The 17,291-nt window shown below is 71.9% G+C and carries 11 protein-coding genes; 6 read left to right on the top strand and 5 right to left on the bottom strand.

Features of this window, described 5'->3' with window-relative positions:
* The first annotated feature begins 19 nt into the window (after positions 1-19).
* The 5 genes from ACT54X_RS18350 to ACT54X_RS18330 all read left to right on the top strand — a co-directional run bounded on the left by ACT54X_RS18350 (position 20) and on the right by ACT54X_RS18330 (position 10,984).
* Positions 20-385, top strand: coding sequence for a response regulator (locus ACT54X_RS18350; protein WP_476347725.1), 366 nt, complete (start codon positions 20-22; stop codon positions 383-385).
* A 97-nt stretch (positions 386-482) separates the two neighbouring features.
* Complete coding sequence (locus ACT54X_RS18345; protein ID WP_476347723.1) at positions 483-1,016, top strand: chemotaxis protein CheW; 534 nt, start codon at positions 483-485, stop codon at positions 1,014-1,016.
* Between the two features lie 37 nt (positions 1,017-1,053).
* On the top strand, positions 1,054-3,315 hold the full coding sequence (locus ACT54X_RS18340) for a methyl-accepting chemotaxis protein (RefSeq protein WP_476347721.1): 2,262 nt from the start codon (positions 1,054-1,056) through the stop codon (positions 3,313-3,315).
* A 270-nt stretch (positions 3,316-3,585) separates the two neighbouring features.
* Positions 3,586-9,486 carry a hybrid sensor histidine kinase/response regulator gene (locus tag ACT54X_RS18335; protein WP_476347719.1) on the top strand — a complete coding sequence of 1,967 codons (5,901 nt, stop codon included), beginning with the start codon at positions 3,586-3,588 and terminating at the stop codon, positions 9,484-9,486.
* Positions 9,487-9,778: 292 nt separating this feature from the next.
* Positions 9,779-10,984 (top strand): urate hydroxylase PuuD, encoded by a 1,206-nt coding sequence (locus tag ACT54X_RS18330; protein WP_476347717.1) that lies wholly within the window; start codon positions 9,779-9,781, stop codon positions 10,982-10,984.
* Between the two features lie 72 nt (positions 10,985-11,056).
* Here ACT54X_RS18330 and ACT54X_RS18325 read toward each other — a convergent pair whose 3' ends face one another.
* Together ACT54X_RS18325 and ACT54X_RS18320 are read right to left on the bottom strand one after the other, a co-directional pair.
* Positions 11,057-11,791, bottom strand: a complete 735-nt coding sequence (locus ACT54X_RS18325; RefSeq protein WP_354320038.1) for a hypothetical protein — start codon at positions 11,789-11,791, stop codon at positions 11,057-11,059.
* A 131-nt stretch (positions 11,792-11,922) separates the two neighbouring features.
* Entirely contained in the window at positions 11,923-13,311 is a 1,389-nt protein-coding gene (locus ACT54X_RS18320) for an 8-oxoguanine deaminase (RefSeq protein WP_476347715.1), read from the bottom strand.
* A gap of 65 nt (positions 13,312-13,376) precedes the next feature.
* Here ACT54X_RS18320 and ACT54X_RS18315 point away from each other — a divergent pair, with 65 nt between their 5' ends.
* Positions 13,377-14,723: a glycerate kinase type-2 family protein gene (locus ACT54X_RS18315; RefSeq protein ID WP_476347714.1), complete on the top strand. Its 1,347-nt coding sequence runs from the start codon at positions 13,377-13,379 to the stop codon at positions 14,721-14,723.
* Between the two features lie 22 nt (positions 14,724-14,745).
* On the opposite strand, the gene ACT54X_RS18310 is transcribed toward ACT54X_RS18315, so the two are convergent.
* The 3 genes from ACT54X_RS18310 to ACT54X_RS18300 all read right to left on the bottom strand — a co-directional run bounded on the left by ACT54X_RS18310 (position 14,746) and on the right by ACT54X_RS18300 (position 17,256).
* The gene (locus ACT54X_RS18310; protein WP_354320035.1) at positions 14,746-15,540 is read right to left on the bottom strand and encodes an EAL domain-containing protein; all 795 of its coding nucleotides are present in this window, start codon (positions 15,538-15,540) and stop codon (positions 14,746-14,748) included.
* Positions 15,541-15,733: 193 nt separating this feature from the next.
* The gene (locus tag ACT54X_RS18305) at positions 15,734-16,159 is read right to left on the bottom strand and encodes an acyl-CoA thioesterase (RefSeq protein WP_294372797.1); all 426 of its coding nucleotides are present in this window, start codon (positions 16,157-16,159) and stop codon (positions 15,734-15,736) included.
* 83 nt (positions 16,160-16,242) lie between these two features.
* Positions 16,243-17,256: a Bug family tripartite tricarboxylate transporter substrate binding protein gene (locus ACT54X_RS18300; protein ID WP_476347711.1), complete on the bottom strand. Its 1,014-nt coding sequence runs from the start codon at positions 17,254-17,256 to the stop codon at positions 16,243-16,245.
* Positions 17,257-17,291: the final 35 nt, after the last annotated feature.

Genomic DNA, 17,291 nt, shown 5'->3' with positions numbered 1-17,291 from the left:
GCACGAGAGAACACCGCCCATGACCATCCGCAGCGTGCTCGTCGTCGACGACTCCCGCACCGAGCTGGTATTCCTGTCGGACCTGCTGCAGCGCAACGGATTTGTCGTGCGCACCGCCGAGAACGCCGAGGCCGCGATGCGGCACCTGGAGATCGGCCTGCCCGACCTGATCCTGATGGACATCGTCATGCCGGGGCAGAACGGTTTCCAGTTCACCCGCAGCCTGATGCGCGATCCGCGCTTCGCCCAGGTGCCGGTGATCATGTGCAGCAGCAAGGGCCAGGAGACCGACCGTGTGTGGGGCCTGCGCCAGGGGGCGCGCGACTACATCGTCAAACCCGTGCAGGCCGACGAGTTGCTCGCCAAGATCCGCGCGCTGGACTGAGGCGGTCCCATGCGTCCCGCTGGCCCCTCCGCTGCCGACCGTGCTGCCGCCCCGGGCGGGCAGCGGTGGCGCGCACGCATCCGCGTCCGGGTGGCCCATGGCGCAGCGTGAGTCCCTGCGCGCCTTCCAGGCCCGCCTGGCCGAGCGGCTGCAGGCCGCCCAGGCGCGTCCGCTGGCGGCACAGTGGCTGGCGGTCCAGGCCGGTGGCCGTGCCTGCCTGCTGCCGCTGCCGCAGGCCGGCGAGATATTTCCGGCCGCGGCGCCGCAGCCCGTTCCCTACGTCAAGCCCTGGTTCCTCGGCGTGGCCAACCTGCGCGGACGGCTGTGCGGCGTGATCCGGCTGGCCCACTGGCTGGCCGACTCGCCCCTGCCCGCCGAGGCGGGCCAGCCGGGCGAGGAGGGGTCGCACCTGGTGGCGCTGGGCGAAGCACTGGGCGTCAACGCCGCGCTGCGGGTCGATGCGCTGGCCGGCCTGCGCAGCGGCAGCGCCTTCACCGGCGTGCTGCATGCCGAGGCGGTGCGCCCGCCCTGGCTGGGCGCCTGCCTGGCCGACGGCGAGGGCCGGGCCTGGCAGGTGCTCGACCTGCAGGCGTTGGCGGCCGATCCCGCCTTCCTGCACATCGCGGCGTGACGATCCGCGCCGCCGTCTCCGTTCCGAAGGACCGACCGTGACCCCGATCGTCGATACGCTCAAGAAGTACCTGCCAGGCCGCGACACCGGCGTCGCGGACCTGGACCAGCCGGCCACCGTGATCGGCGCCGATTCGCCCGGGCCGGCGCCGGCTGCCGCCGCACGCCGCACCGAGACGCGGCCCGCGGGACTGGAGCCACGGCCGCCGGCCGCCGCGGCGAAGCCCGATGCGCTCCGCCCTGCCGCTGCACCGGCCGCGGCCGGCCGCATGCCCGCCGTGCGCCAGCGCTGGCTCATCGCCCTGCTGGCCCTGCTCGTGCTGATGCTGCTGGCGGCCGCCGGCTGGACGGCCGTGCGCGCGGATCGTGTCTCGCAGCAGCTGGCTTCGGCCGGCCAGGCGCTGATGCAGTCGCAGCGGCTGGCCAAGTCGGTGTCGCAGGCCCTCGTCGGCACGGTGCCCGCCTTCGCCGAGCTGCGCGACAGCACGGACGACCTCACGCGGCGGGTCGCCGGCCTGGCGCGTGGCGACGACGAACTGGGCCTGTCGCCGTTGGACGCCGCCGATGCCGAGATCCTGGCCCGCATCCAGCCGCTGGCGGCGCGGGCCGAAGCCGGTGCCAAGGTGGTGCTGGGCCAGCAGAAGGTGCTGATCGAGGTGGGCGCGGGCCTGCGCGGCATCGCCCGCCAGTCGGCCGACCAGCTGGACGCCGCACAGACCGTGGCCACCGCCGCCCTGCGCGGCGCCTCGCCGGCCGAGGCGCAGGCGGCGAGCCAGTTGGCGATGCTCACCCAGCGCATCGGCAAGTCGGCCAGCGAATTCCTGACCGTCGAGGGCGTGAGCCCCGACGCGGTGTTCCTGCTCGGCAAGGACATGACCCGCTTCGAGGAGCTGGTGCGTGGCCTGCAGGACGGCAGCGCCTCGCTGGGCCTGTCGCCGTTGCGCGACCCCGCGGCGCGCGAGTCGCTCAACGCCCTCCTGGCCAGCCATCAGCAGAACCAGGCCCAGGCCCGCGCCGTGCTGGAGAACCTGCAGGGCGTGGTGGCCGCGCGCGAGGCGCAGGCGGCCGTGCTGGCCGACAGCGAGCCCCTGCGCCGCGCCCTGGGCGAGCTGCAGACGCGCCTGCAGTCGCGCACCGGCCTGGGCTTCGAGGAACTGGCGCTGCTGGTCCTGCTGTCGCTGGCGGCGCTGGGCCTGGCCGCCGCCATCGGCTGGCTGCAGGTGCGCGAAGGTCGCCAGCGCGCGGCCGCCGCCGAGCGCGATCGCCAGCAGGCCGAGGAGCAGGCCCGCGAATCCAACCGCGTCAACAGCGCCAACCAGAGCGCCATCCTGCGGCTGATGAACGAGCTGCAGACCGTGGCCGAGGGCGACCTCACGCAGCAGGCCACCGTGACCGAGGACATCACCGGCGCCATCGCCGACTCGGTGAACTACACCGTCGAGGAGCTGCGGCTGCTGGTGGGCAACGTGCAGAACACGGCCACCCGCGTGGCCCACACCACGGGCCAGGTGGACCAGACCTCGACCGAGCTGCTGGCGGCCTCGACCGAGCAGCTGCGCGAGATCCGCGAGACCGGCCAGTCGGTGCTGAGCATGGCCGCGCGCATCAACGGCGTGTCGGCGCAGGCGCAGGAGTCGGCCGCGGTGGCGCGCCAGTCGCTGCAGGCGGCGGAATCGGGCCTGTCGGCGGTGCAGAACACCATCGGCGGCATGAACGCGATCCGCGACCAGATCCAGGACACGGCCAAGCGCATCAAGCGGCTGGGCGAGTCCTCGCAGGAGATCGGCGAGATCACCGAGCTGATCTCGGACATCACCGAGCAGACCAACGTGCTGGCCCTGAACGCCGCCATCCAGGCCGCCTCGGCCGGCGAGGCGGGGCGCGGCTTCTCGGTGGTGGCCGAGGAGGTGCAGCGGCTGGCCGAACGCTCGGGCGACGCCACGCGCCAGATCGCCGCGCTGGTCAAGGCGATCCAGACCGACACGCAGGACGCCGTGGGCGCCATGGAGCGCTCCACGCAGGGCGTGGTCGAGGGCGCGCGGCTGTCCGACAACGCGGGCACGGCGCTGTCCGAGATCGACCGCGTGTCGCGCCGTCTGGCCGAGCTGATCGAGGAGATCTCGCAGTCGGCCTCGCGCGAGGCCGAGTCGGCCAACGTGGTGGCCGCGAGCATCCAGCACATCTTCGCCGTGACCGAGCAGACCGGCGAAGGCACGCGTGCCACTGCGCGGCAGGTGCGCGAGTTGTCTCAGATGGCCGAGGAGCTGCGCCAGTCGGTCGCGCGCTTCAAGATCGCGTGATATGGAACACCCCCAGGCTGCGCGCTTCGCGCTTCGCCTCCCCCCTCAAGGGGGCCGGGCCCGTACGGGCCTGGTCCAGTGGACCAGGCCCGACTGGCGAGGGGCTGCGCCACTGGCGCAGCGCGGTCTGCAAGACCTCTCCAGCGGCCCGGCAAAGCCGGTTCCGCGGATGTTCCCGCTTGGCCTGCTCCGCGGCCATTCGAACGGGAAGCCAGTGGCGGTTGCTGGCGCTGGCGCCGCGCGCCAGGTTGGGCTTGCCGGAGTGAACGCATGAACGCACCTCACGCGAGCGGCACATCGGCGATGGACGGCGCCACCACCGACCTCGGCCCCCTGGCCTGGGTGCATGGCGAGGTGCGCAAGTCGCTGGAGAACGCGGCCAAGGCGATGCACCGGCATCAGCTGGGGCGTGCGCCGGGGCAGGCGGGCGACGAGGCCGATCTGCAGGCGGCGGTCCACCACCTGCATCAGGCGGCGGGCGCGCTGCAGCTGGTGGGGCAGGGCGGGGCGGGGCGACTGGCATCGGGCATGGAATGGGCCGTGCAGCGGCTGCAGCGCGAGCCGGCGCTGCAGACCGATGCCTCGACGGCCGCCATCGAGCGGGCCGGCTTCGCGCTGGCCGACTTCCTGGCCCGCCTCATGGCCGGCCGTCCGGCGCCGGTGCTGGGGCTGTTCCCGCATTACCGCGACATGCTGGAGCTGGCGGGTGCCGACCGCATCCACCCCGCCGACCTGTGGCCCGAGCCGTGGTCCTGGCCCGCACTGCCCCGGCCCGAGGGTGTGCCGCCGCTGGTGCTCGATGCACCGGTGCGCGCCGGGCTCGACCGCGACCTGCTCCAGGTGGTCAAGAGCGGCAATGCCGAGTCGGCCCGCCGCCTGGCCGCGCTGTGCCTGCGCCTGATGGCCGGGCAGCCGCCCGGCACGCCGCCCGCCGGCTTCTGGCTGCTGTCCGGTGCCTTCTTCGAGGCCCTCGGAGCCAGCGTGCTGGTGGCCGATGCGTACGTGCGCCGCACCGCCTCGAGGGTGATGCTGCAGTACGCCGCCCTGGCCCGCGGCACGGCGCCCGTGGCCGACCGGCTGGGGCAGGACCTGCTCTTCTTCTGCGCCCAGGCGCGCGTGCCGGTGCCCCCGCCGGCCCCCCTGCCGCTGCTGACGACCGTGCGCCGCGCCTGGGGCCTGGGCCGCGGCGATCCGGTGGATTACGAGCAGCGCCGCTTCGGCCGCTTCGATCCGGCGGTGCTGGCGCAGGCCCGCCGTCGCGCCGAGGCCGCCAAGGAATGCTGGTCCGCCATCTCCGAGGGCGACCTCAACCGCCTGCGCCCCGCTGCCGACAGCTTCGCGCAGCTGGGCGAATCGCTGATGGCGCTGTACCCGGCCGCCGCGCCGCTGGTGCAGGCCTTCGACCAGGTGCTGGGCGAGGTCATCCACCGCGGCGTGCCGCCGTCGACCGAACTGGCGCTCGAAGTGGCCACCGCGCTGCTGCACATGGAGGCCGCCTTCGACGACCTCGATCCGCAGAACCGCGAACTGGCCGAGCGCATCGTGCAACTGGCCGGCCGCATCGAGCGCGCGCGGCGCGGCGCGCCTTCCGAGCCACTGGCGCCCTGGATGGAGGCGCTCTACCACCGCGTGAGCGATCGCCAGAGCCTCGGCACCGTGGTCGACGAACTGCGCGCCCACCTGGGCGAGCTGGAGAAATCGCTCGACCAGTTCTTCCGCCGGCCAGGCGACGGCAGCGTGCTGCGCGCCGTGCCGGCCCAGCTCACGCAGATGCGCGGCGTCCTGTCGGTGCTGGGCCTGGACCAGGCTGCGCGCGCCGTGCAGCGCATGCGCGAGGACGTGGAGCAACTGCTGGCCGACGGCGCCGGCCAGGGTGCCATCGCGCCCGGTGCACCGGGCGTCGAGCGCCTGGGCCACAACCTGGGCGCACTCGGCTTCCTGATCGACATGCTGGCCTACCAGCCGGCGCTGGCGCGGCGGCTCTTCGTGTTCGACGAGGCCGCCGGCCGGCTCGATCCCCTCATGGGCCGCCAGGGCGCGCCGGCGCCCGTGGTGCCGCCGCGCGACGAGTTGCCGGCCGAGGTGATCGACAGCGCCCGCGCCGTAGACGCGCAGATCGCCCAGCGGCTGGCCGAGGTGGGCACGCCCGTGGCGCCGGCCCTCGAGGAATTCAGCCGCGCCGCCGAGACCTGGCCGACCGCGTCGCCGCCATCCGTGGCACCCGCCGAGGCGGCATCGCCTCCGGGCATGGACGTGGCCGAGCTGGACGAGGACGACCTGCGCGCCATCTTCCTGGACGAGGCCCGCGAGGTGCTGCAGTCCGCCCGCGCCGCCTTGCGCTCGCTGGCCGAGCCGCCGGGCAGCGGCGACGAACTCACGGTGCTGCGCCGGGCCTTCCACACGCTCAAGGGCAGTGCCCGCATGGTGGGGCTGACCGAATTCGGCGACGCCGCCTGGGCCTGCGAGCAGGTGCTCAACACCTGGCTGGCCGAGCAGCGCCGTGCCGACCCGGCGCTGATGTCGGCGACCGAAGTCGCGCTGCCCGGCTTTGCCGCATGGATCGACGCCATCGCCGAGGGCCGCACGCCACCGGCCGGCGCGCCCTGGCTGGCGCCGATGCGCGCGCTGGCTGCGGCTCCCGAGTCCGCAGACCCGGTGCCGCCGGTCCGTGCGACGACGCCCGCGCCCGCGCCCGCGCCCGCGCCGGTATGGGCGCCGCCTGCACCGGCCGAGCCGCCCCCGGCGGCCGAGGCACTGCCCCCCTTGCCGGTCTTCGAGCCCGACTTCGAGGCCACCACGTTGCCGGCCCCGCTGGAGCCGCTGCCGGCGCCCGTGGAAGATCCCGACCTGCTGCCCGAGCTGGATCTGGGCGGCCCGACCCAGCCGGCTGACCTCGACTTCCTGCTGCCCGATCCGCCGCCGCGCCCGCCGATCCCGGCGCCTGCCAGCTTCGGCCACACCCGCATGGAGGCCGAGTTCGCCTTCGACGAGCCGCCTACGCTGCCGGCCCCGATGCGCCGCGAGGAGGACGAGTCCGAGGCCGATGCCGCGCTCGCCGACTTCGAGCGCACCACGCAGGCTGAGCCGGCCGAGGACTCGGTGCCGCTGTCCTCGGACTACGGTGTGGATTTCGAGCTGTCGATGGCGCCGCCCGAGCCCGCGGCCGGCGAGCCGTCGATGGCCGACGACGCAGCCCCCGACCCGGTGCAGGACGACGCAGCGCCGGCCACGCCACCGCCTCAGGAAGCCCCGGCGCCCGTCGCGGGCGACGACGTGCGGCTGGTCGGCGGACTGCGCATTCCGCTGGCGCTCTACAACGTCTACCTGAGCGAGGCCGACGAATGGTCGCGCCAGCTGGTCGAACGGCTGGCGGCCTGGGCCCCCTCGCCGGGCACGCGCCTGCCCGACGAGGCGATTGCCGCGGCGCATTCGCTGGCCGGCAGTTCGGCCACCGTCGGCTTCGCGCTGCTGTCCGAACTCGCGCGGCTGGTGGAGAACGCGCTGCAGCACCTGCTGGGCGAACACCGCGCGGGCGCGGCCCAGGCGGCCGTGCTCGTCGAGGCTGCGCAAGACATCCGCCGGCTGCTGCACCAGTTCGCGGCCGGCTTCGTCAAGGCCCCGAACGCCGGCCTGCCCGAGCGGCTGCGCGCCCTGCTCGAACTGCCCGCCCCCACCCCGGCAACCACGCTGGGGCCGGCTTCGGCGCCCGGGCCCGATGTCGTGCTGGAGCCCGAGGACGAACTCGGCGCGGTGCAGGACGCCGTCGACCACGAGCTCTTTCCCATCTTCGAGGAGGAGGCGGCCGAACTGCTGCCCGCCCTCAGCCGGGCGCTGCGCGCCTGGGCCGCGCAGCCGGACGACGGCGACGCCCGCGCACAGGTGCTGCGGGCCCTGCACACCCTCAAGGGCAGCGCCCGGCTGGCGGGGGCGATGCGCCTGGGCCAGCGCGCCCACCAGATGGAATCGGCGCTGGAGCCGCTGGGCCTGGGCGACACCGTGCGCGAAGCGCTGGAGCAGGCCCTGGGCCGGCTGGACGTGCTGCAGGCCGATTTCGACCAGCTCCGCGCCGCCGATTCGGCCGACGAGGCGCGGCGCCAGCAACTGGCGGCCGATTCCGTCGCGGCCGAGCACAGCGCGCCGGCGCTGCGCATCGAGACCGGCGATGCCTCCGCGCCGCTGGCGTCGGCCGCCGAGGCGGTGGCGGCCGGCGACATGCCGGACGAGGTGCCGCGTCCCGCCGGCCTCGACGCCGCGCTCGCGGCTGCCCAGCCCGCCGCAGCGCTGGCCGCCACCCCGGGGGCCGGGGCCGTGGTGCGCATCCGCGCCCAACTGCTCGACAGGTTGATGGCCGAGGCCGGCGAGGTGACCATCACCCGTGGCCGTGTCGAGGCCTCGGTCGAGCAACTGCGCGGCGCCCTGGGCGAACTCACCGGCAACCTGCAGCGCCTGCGCCAGCAGCTGCGCGACCTGGAAGTGCAGGCCGAAAGCCAGATGCAGTCGCGCCAAATGCAGTCGCGCGATGCGCAGGGCTTCGACCCGCTGGAGTTCGACCGCTTCACCCGGGTGCAGGAGCTGACGCGCATGATGGCCGAGTCGGTGGACGACGTCGCCGCCGTGCACCGTACGCTGCAGCGCACCGTGCAGGTGGCCGAGGACGGCCTGCAGACCCAGGCGCGCCAGACGCGCGAGCTGCAGCGCTCGCTGCTGCGCACGCGCATGGTGGCCTTCGACAACCTGGCCGAGCGGCTGTACCGCGTGGTGCGCCAGGCGTCCAAGGAAACGGGCAAGCCGGTGCACCTCGACCTGCTCGGCGGCGAGGTGGAGATGGACCGCGGCGTGCTCGACCGCATCGCGCCGGCCTTCGAGCATCTGCTGCGCAATGCCGTGGTCCATGGCATCGAGCCGCCCGCGGAGCGCGAGCGCGCCGGCAAGCCGGCCACCGGGCAACTGCGCGTGGAGATGCGCCAGGACGGCAACGACATCGCCATCCGCTTCGCCGACGACGGCGGTGGCCTGCGGGCCGAGCGCATCCGCGACCGCGCCGAGGCACAGGGGCTGATCGAGCCCGGCGCGGCGCTGGACGAGCGGGCACTGGCCGAGCTGGTCTTCCGTCCCGGCTTCACCACCGCGACCGAGGTCTCGGAACTGGCCGGGCGCGGCATCGGCATGGACGTGGTGCGCGCCGAGGTGACGGCCCTGGGCGGCCGCATCGAGACCCGCAGCACGGCGGGGCAGGGCACCGAGTTCCGCCTGGTGCTGCCGCTGACGACGGCCGTCACGCAGGTGGTGATGCTGCGCGCGGGCGGGTTGACCTTCGGCGTGCCCGCCAGCCTGGTCGAGCTGGTGCAACGCGCCGGCGCCACCGAGCTGGCCCAGGCCTATGCCGAGGCGCACAGCGGCTACGGCGGGGAGCGCCTGCCCTTCTACTGGGCGGGTGCGCTGCTGCAGGCCTCCGACGCCAGCGAGCAGCCACCCGGCCGCGCCAACACCCTGGTGGTGGTGCGCAGCGCCGCCCAGCGCGTGCTGCTGCATGTGGACGAGGTGCTCGGCAGCCAGGAAGTGGTGGTCAAGAACCTGGGGCCGCAGCTCGCGCGCGTGCCGGGCCTGGTGGGCATCACCGTGCTCGCCTCCGGCGCCGTGGTGATGATCCACAACCCGGTGGTGCTCGGCACGTTGCACGGCGGGCAGGCGCGGCGGCGCCAGCGCCTGGCCGCGGACCTGCCCGCGCCCGATGCCGCCGGCCAGCCGGGCCGCACGGCGGCCCAGGTGCCGCTCGTGATGGTGGTGGACGACTCCATCACCGTGCGCCGCGTGACGCAGCGCCTGCTGCAGCGCGAAGGCTGGCGGGTGGCGCTGGCCGCCGACGGCCTGCAGGCGCTGGAACTGCTGCAGGGCGAGCGGCCCGCGCTGGTGCTGTCGGACATCGAGATGCCGCGCATGGACGGCTTCGACCTGGTGCGCAACATCCGCGCCGACACGCAACTGGCCGACCTGCCGGTGGTCATGATCACCTCGCGCATTGCGGGCAAGCACCGCGAGCATGCGCAGGCGCTGGGCGTGGACCACTACCTCGGCAAGCCCTACGGCGAGGACGAGCTGCTGGCGCTGGTGCGCCGTTATGCCGCGCCGGTTGCGCCGGCCGAAGCGGCCCTGGCGGACGCGGCAGGCTGAGGCGGCACGCCCGCCCTGGCGGGTCGTGCCGCGTTCGTCCGCCACGTCGGTGGGCCGCTCCGGCGGCATGCTTATTGCAGCCAGCCTTGGCATGTCAGTGATAACCCTTGGCGGCCCGCGCGCGACCCGCGCCCGGACCGACAAACTGTATACACTCGCGTCCACAACAAAACCGCCGCAGCGGAGCGATGAGGCGCATCGGCCCCCCGATGCCAAGCGTTCGCGGCACCTTCTGCTTACAGCGCCCGCGGTGGTGAGCAGGACAGAACTCTCATCACCTCAGGGTTGAGCGATGGAAAGCTACTACCTCGACTGGGCCAACCTGCTGCTGCGCTGGCTCCACGTCATCACCGCGATCGCCTGGATCGGTGCCTCCTTCTACTTCGTGATGCTGGACAACAGCCTCGAGAAGCCCAAGGACGCCGAATCGCTGGACAAGGGCGTGGGCGGCGAGCAATGGGCCGTGCACGGCGGCGGCTTCTACAACATGCAGAAGTACGCGGTGGCGCCGCGCAAGATTCCGGAGCACCTGCACTGGTCCTTCTGGGAAAGCTACTCCACCTGGCTGAGCGGCTTCGCGCTCTTCACGGTGTCGTACCTGTGGAACGCCAGCACCTACCTCATCGACAAGAGCAAGATGGACTGGCAGCCCGGTGCCGCCATCGCCGTCGCACTCGCCTTCTTCGTCGTGTTCTGGATGGTGTACGACGGCATCTGCCAGATCTTCGGCCGACGCAAGAACGGCGACACCATCGTCGGCGTGCTGATCGCGCTCTTCATCGCCTTCGCGGCCTGGCTGGCCTGCCACTGGTTCGCCGGACGCGCCGCCTTCCTTCTGGTGGGCGCCATGATGGCCACGACCATGAGCGCCAACGTGTTCTTCTGGATCATCCCGGGCCAGCGCAAGAGCGTGGCGGCCCTGCGCGAGGGCAAGCCGGTGGACCCGATCCACGGCCAGCGCGGCAAACAGCGCAGCGTGCACAACACCTACTTCACGCTGCCGGTGCTGTTCGCGATGCTGTCCAACCATTACAGCTTCACCTACACGCATCCGCAGAACTGGATCGTGCTGCTGCTGATCATGCTGGGCGGCGCCGCCATCCGCCAGTTCTTCGTGGTGCGCCATCGCTGGAAGCTGGGCAACGCGAAGAACCCGCTGCCCTACGCCATGCTCGGCATCGCCGTCCTGGGCCTGACCATCGTCTGGATGAAGCCCGAGCCCGTGGCGCCGCAACCCGCCGCCGCGCAGGCCGCGCCCGTGGCCTATGCCGAGGTGCAGAAGGTGCTGGAGCAGCGCTGCTACCTGTGCCACGGCGCCGCCGTGCAGATGAAGAACGTGCGGCTCGACTCGCCCGAGCAGGTGGCCGTGCATGCGCAGGCCGTCTACCAGCAGGTGGTGGTGACGAAGATCATGCCGATGAACAACGCCACCGGCATCACCGAGGCCGAGCGAGCGCTGATCGGGCGCTGGTTCCAGGGCGGGGCGAAGACGCAATGAAGTCGGGCGCACAGCAAACGCTCATGAAGGGCGCAGGGGCGCTCTTCAAAGGGGCATCCGCTGGTTGTCGCTTCAGTTCCTAGCAGTATTTGATGCGCGTTTGAGGTCGCGTGATACGGATTGGGCCAGGTTCCTGGCGGCATCTTCAAGTGACTGCGCGCTGGCCTTCGGGTCTGCCATCAACGCACCGAAGTTTGGGTACGTGTTCTTGGCTTCCGTCGACCGCCACCCCTCTGCAGTCGGGCTCCATCCGACTGCGTGAAAGCCGCGGTACATCGGATTCTTCTTGTCATCGCCGAGCAGTGTGGCAGGTGCGGTGATGGTTGGTAGGTACAACGTACTGCCCTGGGGGGAAACAAAGCCCTCTATGGTCGGCGACACCACGAGAACCGCGTCAGCGGTGCTTTGAATGTCTTCAAACTTTAGGCTGTACCTGTTATCCGCTTCTTTCCACGGGGCATCTTGTTCTTGTGCAATAAAGCCCTGAGCATTAAGTTCCTTCACCAACTCGGCCACCAGGACGTTGTTGATGGCGATGCCTTGCTCCCGGTAGGCCTTTGACAGTGTCTCCTGCTTGTTGTTTTGATCAGCGGCGGCGATCAATCCGCCAATCAGTCCAAATGCCATCCCGGGATGGCCGATATTGAGGACGGTATACGTCTTCGGTTCCGGGACGCGGACAACTGAAATTGTCTTGATCTTTGCCAACTTTTCTTGTGCTATCTCAACCCGTGGCACGGGGCTCGCACAACCGACCAGAAAAATCGTGGCACACGTCAAAACTGCAGCAACGCTCTTTCGAAACATATCTCTTCTCCTCAATCTTGTTGCACCTCTATTGTTCAGCCTTTTCGCGGAATGGCGGAAGAGACGAATATAAAAAAGCCACCGATAAGCAATTTCTACCGATTCAAGAGCTACGACTCATGACCCCAGCGCTACGGCATGGTGCGCGCCAGCTCAAACGCAAGCCGGTTGTGCCGCTCCACCAGCGGTTGCAATTCCACCGTCGCCAGCTGGCCTTCGCGCACCACCACCCGCCCGTTGACCACCGTGTACGCCGCCTGCGGGCTGGCGCACAGCAGCAGGCTGGCCACGGGGTCGTGCACGGCGCCACCGGCGAAGCCCAGGGTGCGCAGGTCGAACAGGGCCAGGTCGGCGCACATGCCCGGCGCCAGGTGGCCGATGTCGGCGCGGCCGAGCACCTGGGCGCCGCCGCGGGTGGCCATGGCCAGCGCGTCGCGGGCGGTCATCTCGGCCGGGCCGTGGTCGCAGCCGAAGGCATCGAGCGATCGCCGCACCCGCGCCAGCAGCAACGCCTGCCGCGCCTCGCCCACCATGTGCGCGCCGTCGTTGCTGGCGCTGCCGTCCACGCCCAGGCCCACCGGCACGCCCGCATCCAGCATGCGGCGGATGGGCGCCAGGCCCGAGGCCAGGCGCATGTTGCTGCAGGGGCAGTGGGCCACGCCGGTGCGCGTGCGCGCGAACAGGCCGATGCCGGCCTCGTCCAGCTTCACGCAGTGGGCATGCCAGACGTCGTCGCCCAGCCAGCCGAGCTCCTGCGCGTACTCGGCCGGCGTGCAGTTGAACTTCTCGCGGGTGAAGGCGATGTCGTGGTCGTTCTCGGCCAGGTGGGTGTGCAGGCGCACGCCATGCCGACGGGCCAGGGCCGCGGCATCGCGCATCAGCTCGCGGCTGACCGAGAAGGGCGAGCAGGGCGCCACCGCCACGTTGACCATGGCGCCATGGCTGCGGTCGTGCCAGGTGGTGATCAGGCGCTCGGTGTCGCGCAGGATGGCTTCTTCGTCCTCCACCACGCGGTCGGGCGGCAGGCCGCCCTTGGACTGGCCCAGGCTCATGGCGCCGCGCGAGGCGACGAAGCGCATGCCGATGGACTGCGCGGCCTCGATGCTGTCCTCCAGCCGCACGCCGTTGGGATAGATGTAGAGATGGTCGCTGCTGGTGGTGCAGCCCGACATCAGCAGCTCGGCCATGGCCACCTGCGTGGAGACGTTCACCATCTCGGGCGTGAGCCCGGCCCAGATCGGGTAGAGCCCGCGCAGCCAGCCGAAGAGTTCCGCGTCCTGCGTCGCCGGTATGGCGCGCGTCAGCGACTGGTACATATGGTGATGGGTGTTGACCAGCCCCGGCATGACCAGATGGCCGCGGGCATCGATCACCTCGTCGGCCTGCTGCGGCAGGTCGGCCGCGGGGCCGATGGCCTCGATGCGGTGGCCGCGCACCAGCACCGAGGCATCGCGCAGCTCGGTGCGCGCGTCGTCGAAGGTCGCCACGCAGCTCGCGTGGCGGATCAGCAGGGTTTTCATCGGTACAGTCCTCTCGCGCATTCAAAGACCTCGGCGGCTTTGCCGGGTCCCTGGAGACAAAGAACATGATCGCATCCGACACCGCGTCCGCTTCCCTTCCTGATCCGAAGCAGCAGCCGCGCGCCTTCCTCGAACACCTCTACCGTGTCGCCGTGCACCAGGCGCTGCCCCTCGCGCGCATGGGCCAGTACCTGCCCCCGCCGCCGCGCGGCCGCACGCTGGTGCTGGGCGCCGGCAAGGCCGGGGGCTCCATGGTGCAGGCGCTAGAGGCCCTCTGGCCGCAGGACGCCCCGCTGTCGGGCCTGGTGGTCACGCGCTATGGCCACATCCCGCCGCGGCCGGCCAGCGTGCCGTCGCGCATCGAGCTGGTGGAGGCCGCGCACCCCGTGCCCGACGCCGCCGGCCTGCGCGCCGCCGAGCGCATGCTCGCCCTCACGCATGGCCTCACGGCCGACGACCTGGTGCTGTGCCTGATCTCCGGCGGCGGCTCGGCGCTGCTGACGCTTCCGGCCGAGGGGCTGACGCTGGAGGACAAGCAGCGCATCAACCGCCAGCTGCTCGAATCGGGCGCGCACATCGGCGAGATGAACTGCGTGCGCAAGCACCTCTCGCGCATCAAGGGTGGCCGGCTGGCCGCGGCCTGCGCGCCGGCCCGGGTGGTCACGCTCACCATCAGCGACGTGCCCGGCGACGACCCGGCCGTCATCGCCAGCGGCCCCACGGTGCCCGACGGCAGCACCTGCGCAGACGCCCTCGCCATCCTGCAGCGCTACGGCATCGAGTTGCCGGCCCGCGTCATGGAAGGCCTGCGCGGCGGCTGCCTCGAAACCCCCAAGCCGGCCGATGCCGCGTTTGCCGGCCATGCGGTGCACCTGATCGCGACGCCGCGGCAGTCGCTGGAGGCGGCCGCGCTGGCGGCCCGCGCGGCGGGCATCGACGCCCATGTGCTGGGTGACGACATGGAAGGCGAGTCGCGCGAGGTCGGCAAGGTGCACGCCGCCCTGGCCCGCGCGGTGGCGCGCCACGGCACGCCCTTCGCGCGGCCCTGCGTGATCCTGTCTGGCGGCGAGACCACGGTGACCGTGCGCCAGCGCCCGCCCGGCACCGCCAAGGGGCGGGGCGGACGCGCGGGCGAGTTCTGCATGGGCCTGGCCGGCGCGCTGATGGGGGAGCCCGGCGTGTGGGCGCTTGCCGCCGACACCGACGGCATCGACGGCGTGGAGGACAACGCCGGCGCCTTCGTCGGACCCGATACGCTGGCCCGCGCGGCGCAACGCGGCCTCAAGCTGTCGGACCACCTGGACCGCAACGACGCCTATGGCTTCTTCGATGCACTCGGCGACCTGCTGGTGACCGGGCCCACGCACACCAACGTCAACGACTTCCGCGCGCTGCTGGTGATGCCGGACTGAGGCGGGGCCGCCCGGCGCCGGTTCAGCCGAAGATCTCGGCCTTCGGCGCCAGGGACTCGAAGCGCGGCCGGGCGAACAGGTAGCCCTGCATCAGCCGCACGCCCTCGTGCAGGAAGAAGTCGCGCTCGCCGGCCGTCTCGACCCCCTCGGCGACCACCGTGATGGCCAGCTCCTCGCACATGCGCAGGATGCCGCGGGTGATGGCCTGGCGCGCGCGGCTGGTGTCGACGTTGCGCACCAGGGCCATGTCCAGCTTGACGACATCGGGCTGGAAGTCGGCCAGCAGCGTCAGGCCCGCGTAGCCGGCGCCGAAGTCGTCGATGGCCGTCAGGAAGCCGCAGCGCTGGTACTCGGTGAGGATGGAGGCGAGCCAGGGCCCGTCGCTGACCCGCTCGCCTTCGGTCACCTCGAACACGATGCGGTCGCGCGGAAAGCTGTACTTGTCGGCTGCCTCGAGCGTGGTGCGGATGCAGATCTCCGGCCGGTACACCGCCTGGGGCAGGAAGTTGATCGACAGGCGCGTGTCTATGCCGAGCGCGGCGGCGATGCGGATCGCGTTGACGCGGCAGGCCTGGTCGAAACGGTAGCGGTTGTCGGCATTGACCTGGTCGAGCACCGTCATGGCGCCTTCGCCGTCCGGCCCGCGCACCAGCGCCTCGTGCGCCCAGATCTCGCCAGCCTGGAGGTCCAGGATCGGCTGGTAGGCGAAGCTGAAGGGAAAGAGCGGCACCTCGCCTTCGCGGCAGCCCTTGCAGCGCCCGCTGGCGGCGGATGGCGAGCCCCCAGGGGCCGGTTGCAGGGCGATGGTGTGGATCATGGACGGACGTAGGGGCAGGAGGGACGGCGCGGCCCCGGCCCCCGCGGCCCCGGACGGGCGGGCCGTCTGCGTCGAGGCGCTGCGCTCGGCCGACGTCACGAGCCGCCGGATGTTCCCTTGCGGCTGCCCATCCGCGTGTAGGCGCGTGTGCCGCGCTGTTGAGGTCTCCCGCGCCGGGGCGCAGGGCGCCGGCTCACTCGCACAAGGCACGGATCTCGGGCGGAATGGGAAGCGCGCGCAGCCGCCCGTCGGGCCGTTTGCCGCCGAAGATGCGCACTTCCTCGCATTCGAGGATCAGCGTCTCGCCCTCGGGGTCGTCGCGGGTCACGCGGTAGGCCTGCACGAAGCTCTTCTCGCGCCACTCGCGGACCTGCACGGCGAAGTGGAGCGTGTCGCCATAGCTGGCGGTGCTGACGAAGCGGGCCTGGGTGTCCACCAGCGGCGTGCCGACGACGCCGAGGGTGCGTGTCGTCTCTTCCCAGCGCGGCACGCCGCAGCCGGCAAAGAAATGGCGCGAGGCGGCGTCGATCCAGCCGAAGAAGTTGGGAAACCAGACGATGCCGGCAGGGTCGCAGTCGCCGAATTCGACGCGGGCGGTGTAGGTGATGGTCTTGGACATGGCGGCAGGTTAACGGCGGCGCGACCGGGGAGCCTCCTCGCCCGTCGCCGAGGGCAGAGGGGCTCATGCGGGCGGGGCGGGCCTCAATCGGCCTTGATGCCCCGCTCCTTGATGATGGCCCCGAAGCGCGTTGAATCGGCCATCGCGCGGTCGTGGAAGGCGGCCGGCGTGCCGGGCGCCGCTTCGCCGCCGAGTTGCTGGATGCGTTCCTTCACCATCGGCAGCCCCAGCACCTTGTTGATCTCGGTGTTGAGCCGCGCGATCACCGGCGCGGGCGTGCCGGCCGGCGCGTAGAAGCCGAACACGGTGTCGGCGTCGAAGCCTTTCAGGCCGGCCTCGGCCAGCGTGGGCACATCGGGAAAGAGCGGCGAGCGCTGCGGGCTGCCCACCGCCAGCAGACGCAGCTTGCCGGCCTTGACCTGCTGCAGCGCGATGCCCGGGTCGAAGTAGTAGTCGATCTGGCCGGCCAGCAGGTCCTGCAGCGCGGGCGCCGCGCCGCGGTAGGGCACATGGGTGGCGAAGGTGCCGGTCTGCGACTTGAACATCTCGCCCGCCAGGTGCGGCGAGCTGCCGACGCCGGGCGAGCCGTAGGAGAGCTTGCCCGGCCGGGCCTTGAGGTAGGCGATGAACTCCTGGATGTTCTTGGGCGGCAGCTCGGGCCGGATCACCAGGTAGACCAGCACGCGCGCGGCGGCGGCCACCGGCACCAGGTCCTTGGCGGGATCGAAGGGCATCTTCTCGTACAGGTGCGGATTCACCGACACCATGCCGCCGGAGCTCATCAGCAGCGTGTAGCCGTCGGCCGGGGCGCGGGCCACCACCTCGCCGCCGATGTTGCCGTTGGCGCCACCGCGGTTCTCGACCACGACCGGCTGGCCCAGCGCCTCCGACAGGGGCTGGCCCACGAGCCGCGCCAACTGGTCGGCGGCGCCGCCGGGCGGGAAGTTGACGACCACGCGGATCGGCTTGGCGGGCCAGGCCTGGGCATGGGCCGCCAGCGGGGCGGACAGGGCGGCGGCCACGCACGCGGCACCGGCCAGGGTCAGCGCCAGGCGGCGGCGCGGGTTGCGGATGGCGGGGTGGGGATGAGAGGTCATCGCTTGTCTCCTTCTTGGTCTATTGGGGGTCTCGG

The organism is Pseudacidovorax sp. DMC4 (genome assembly GCF_056314265.1).
The sequence above is the reverse complement of the archived record's forward strand: the minus strand, read 5'-3'. Positions and strand labels throughout refer to the sequence as shown.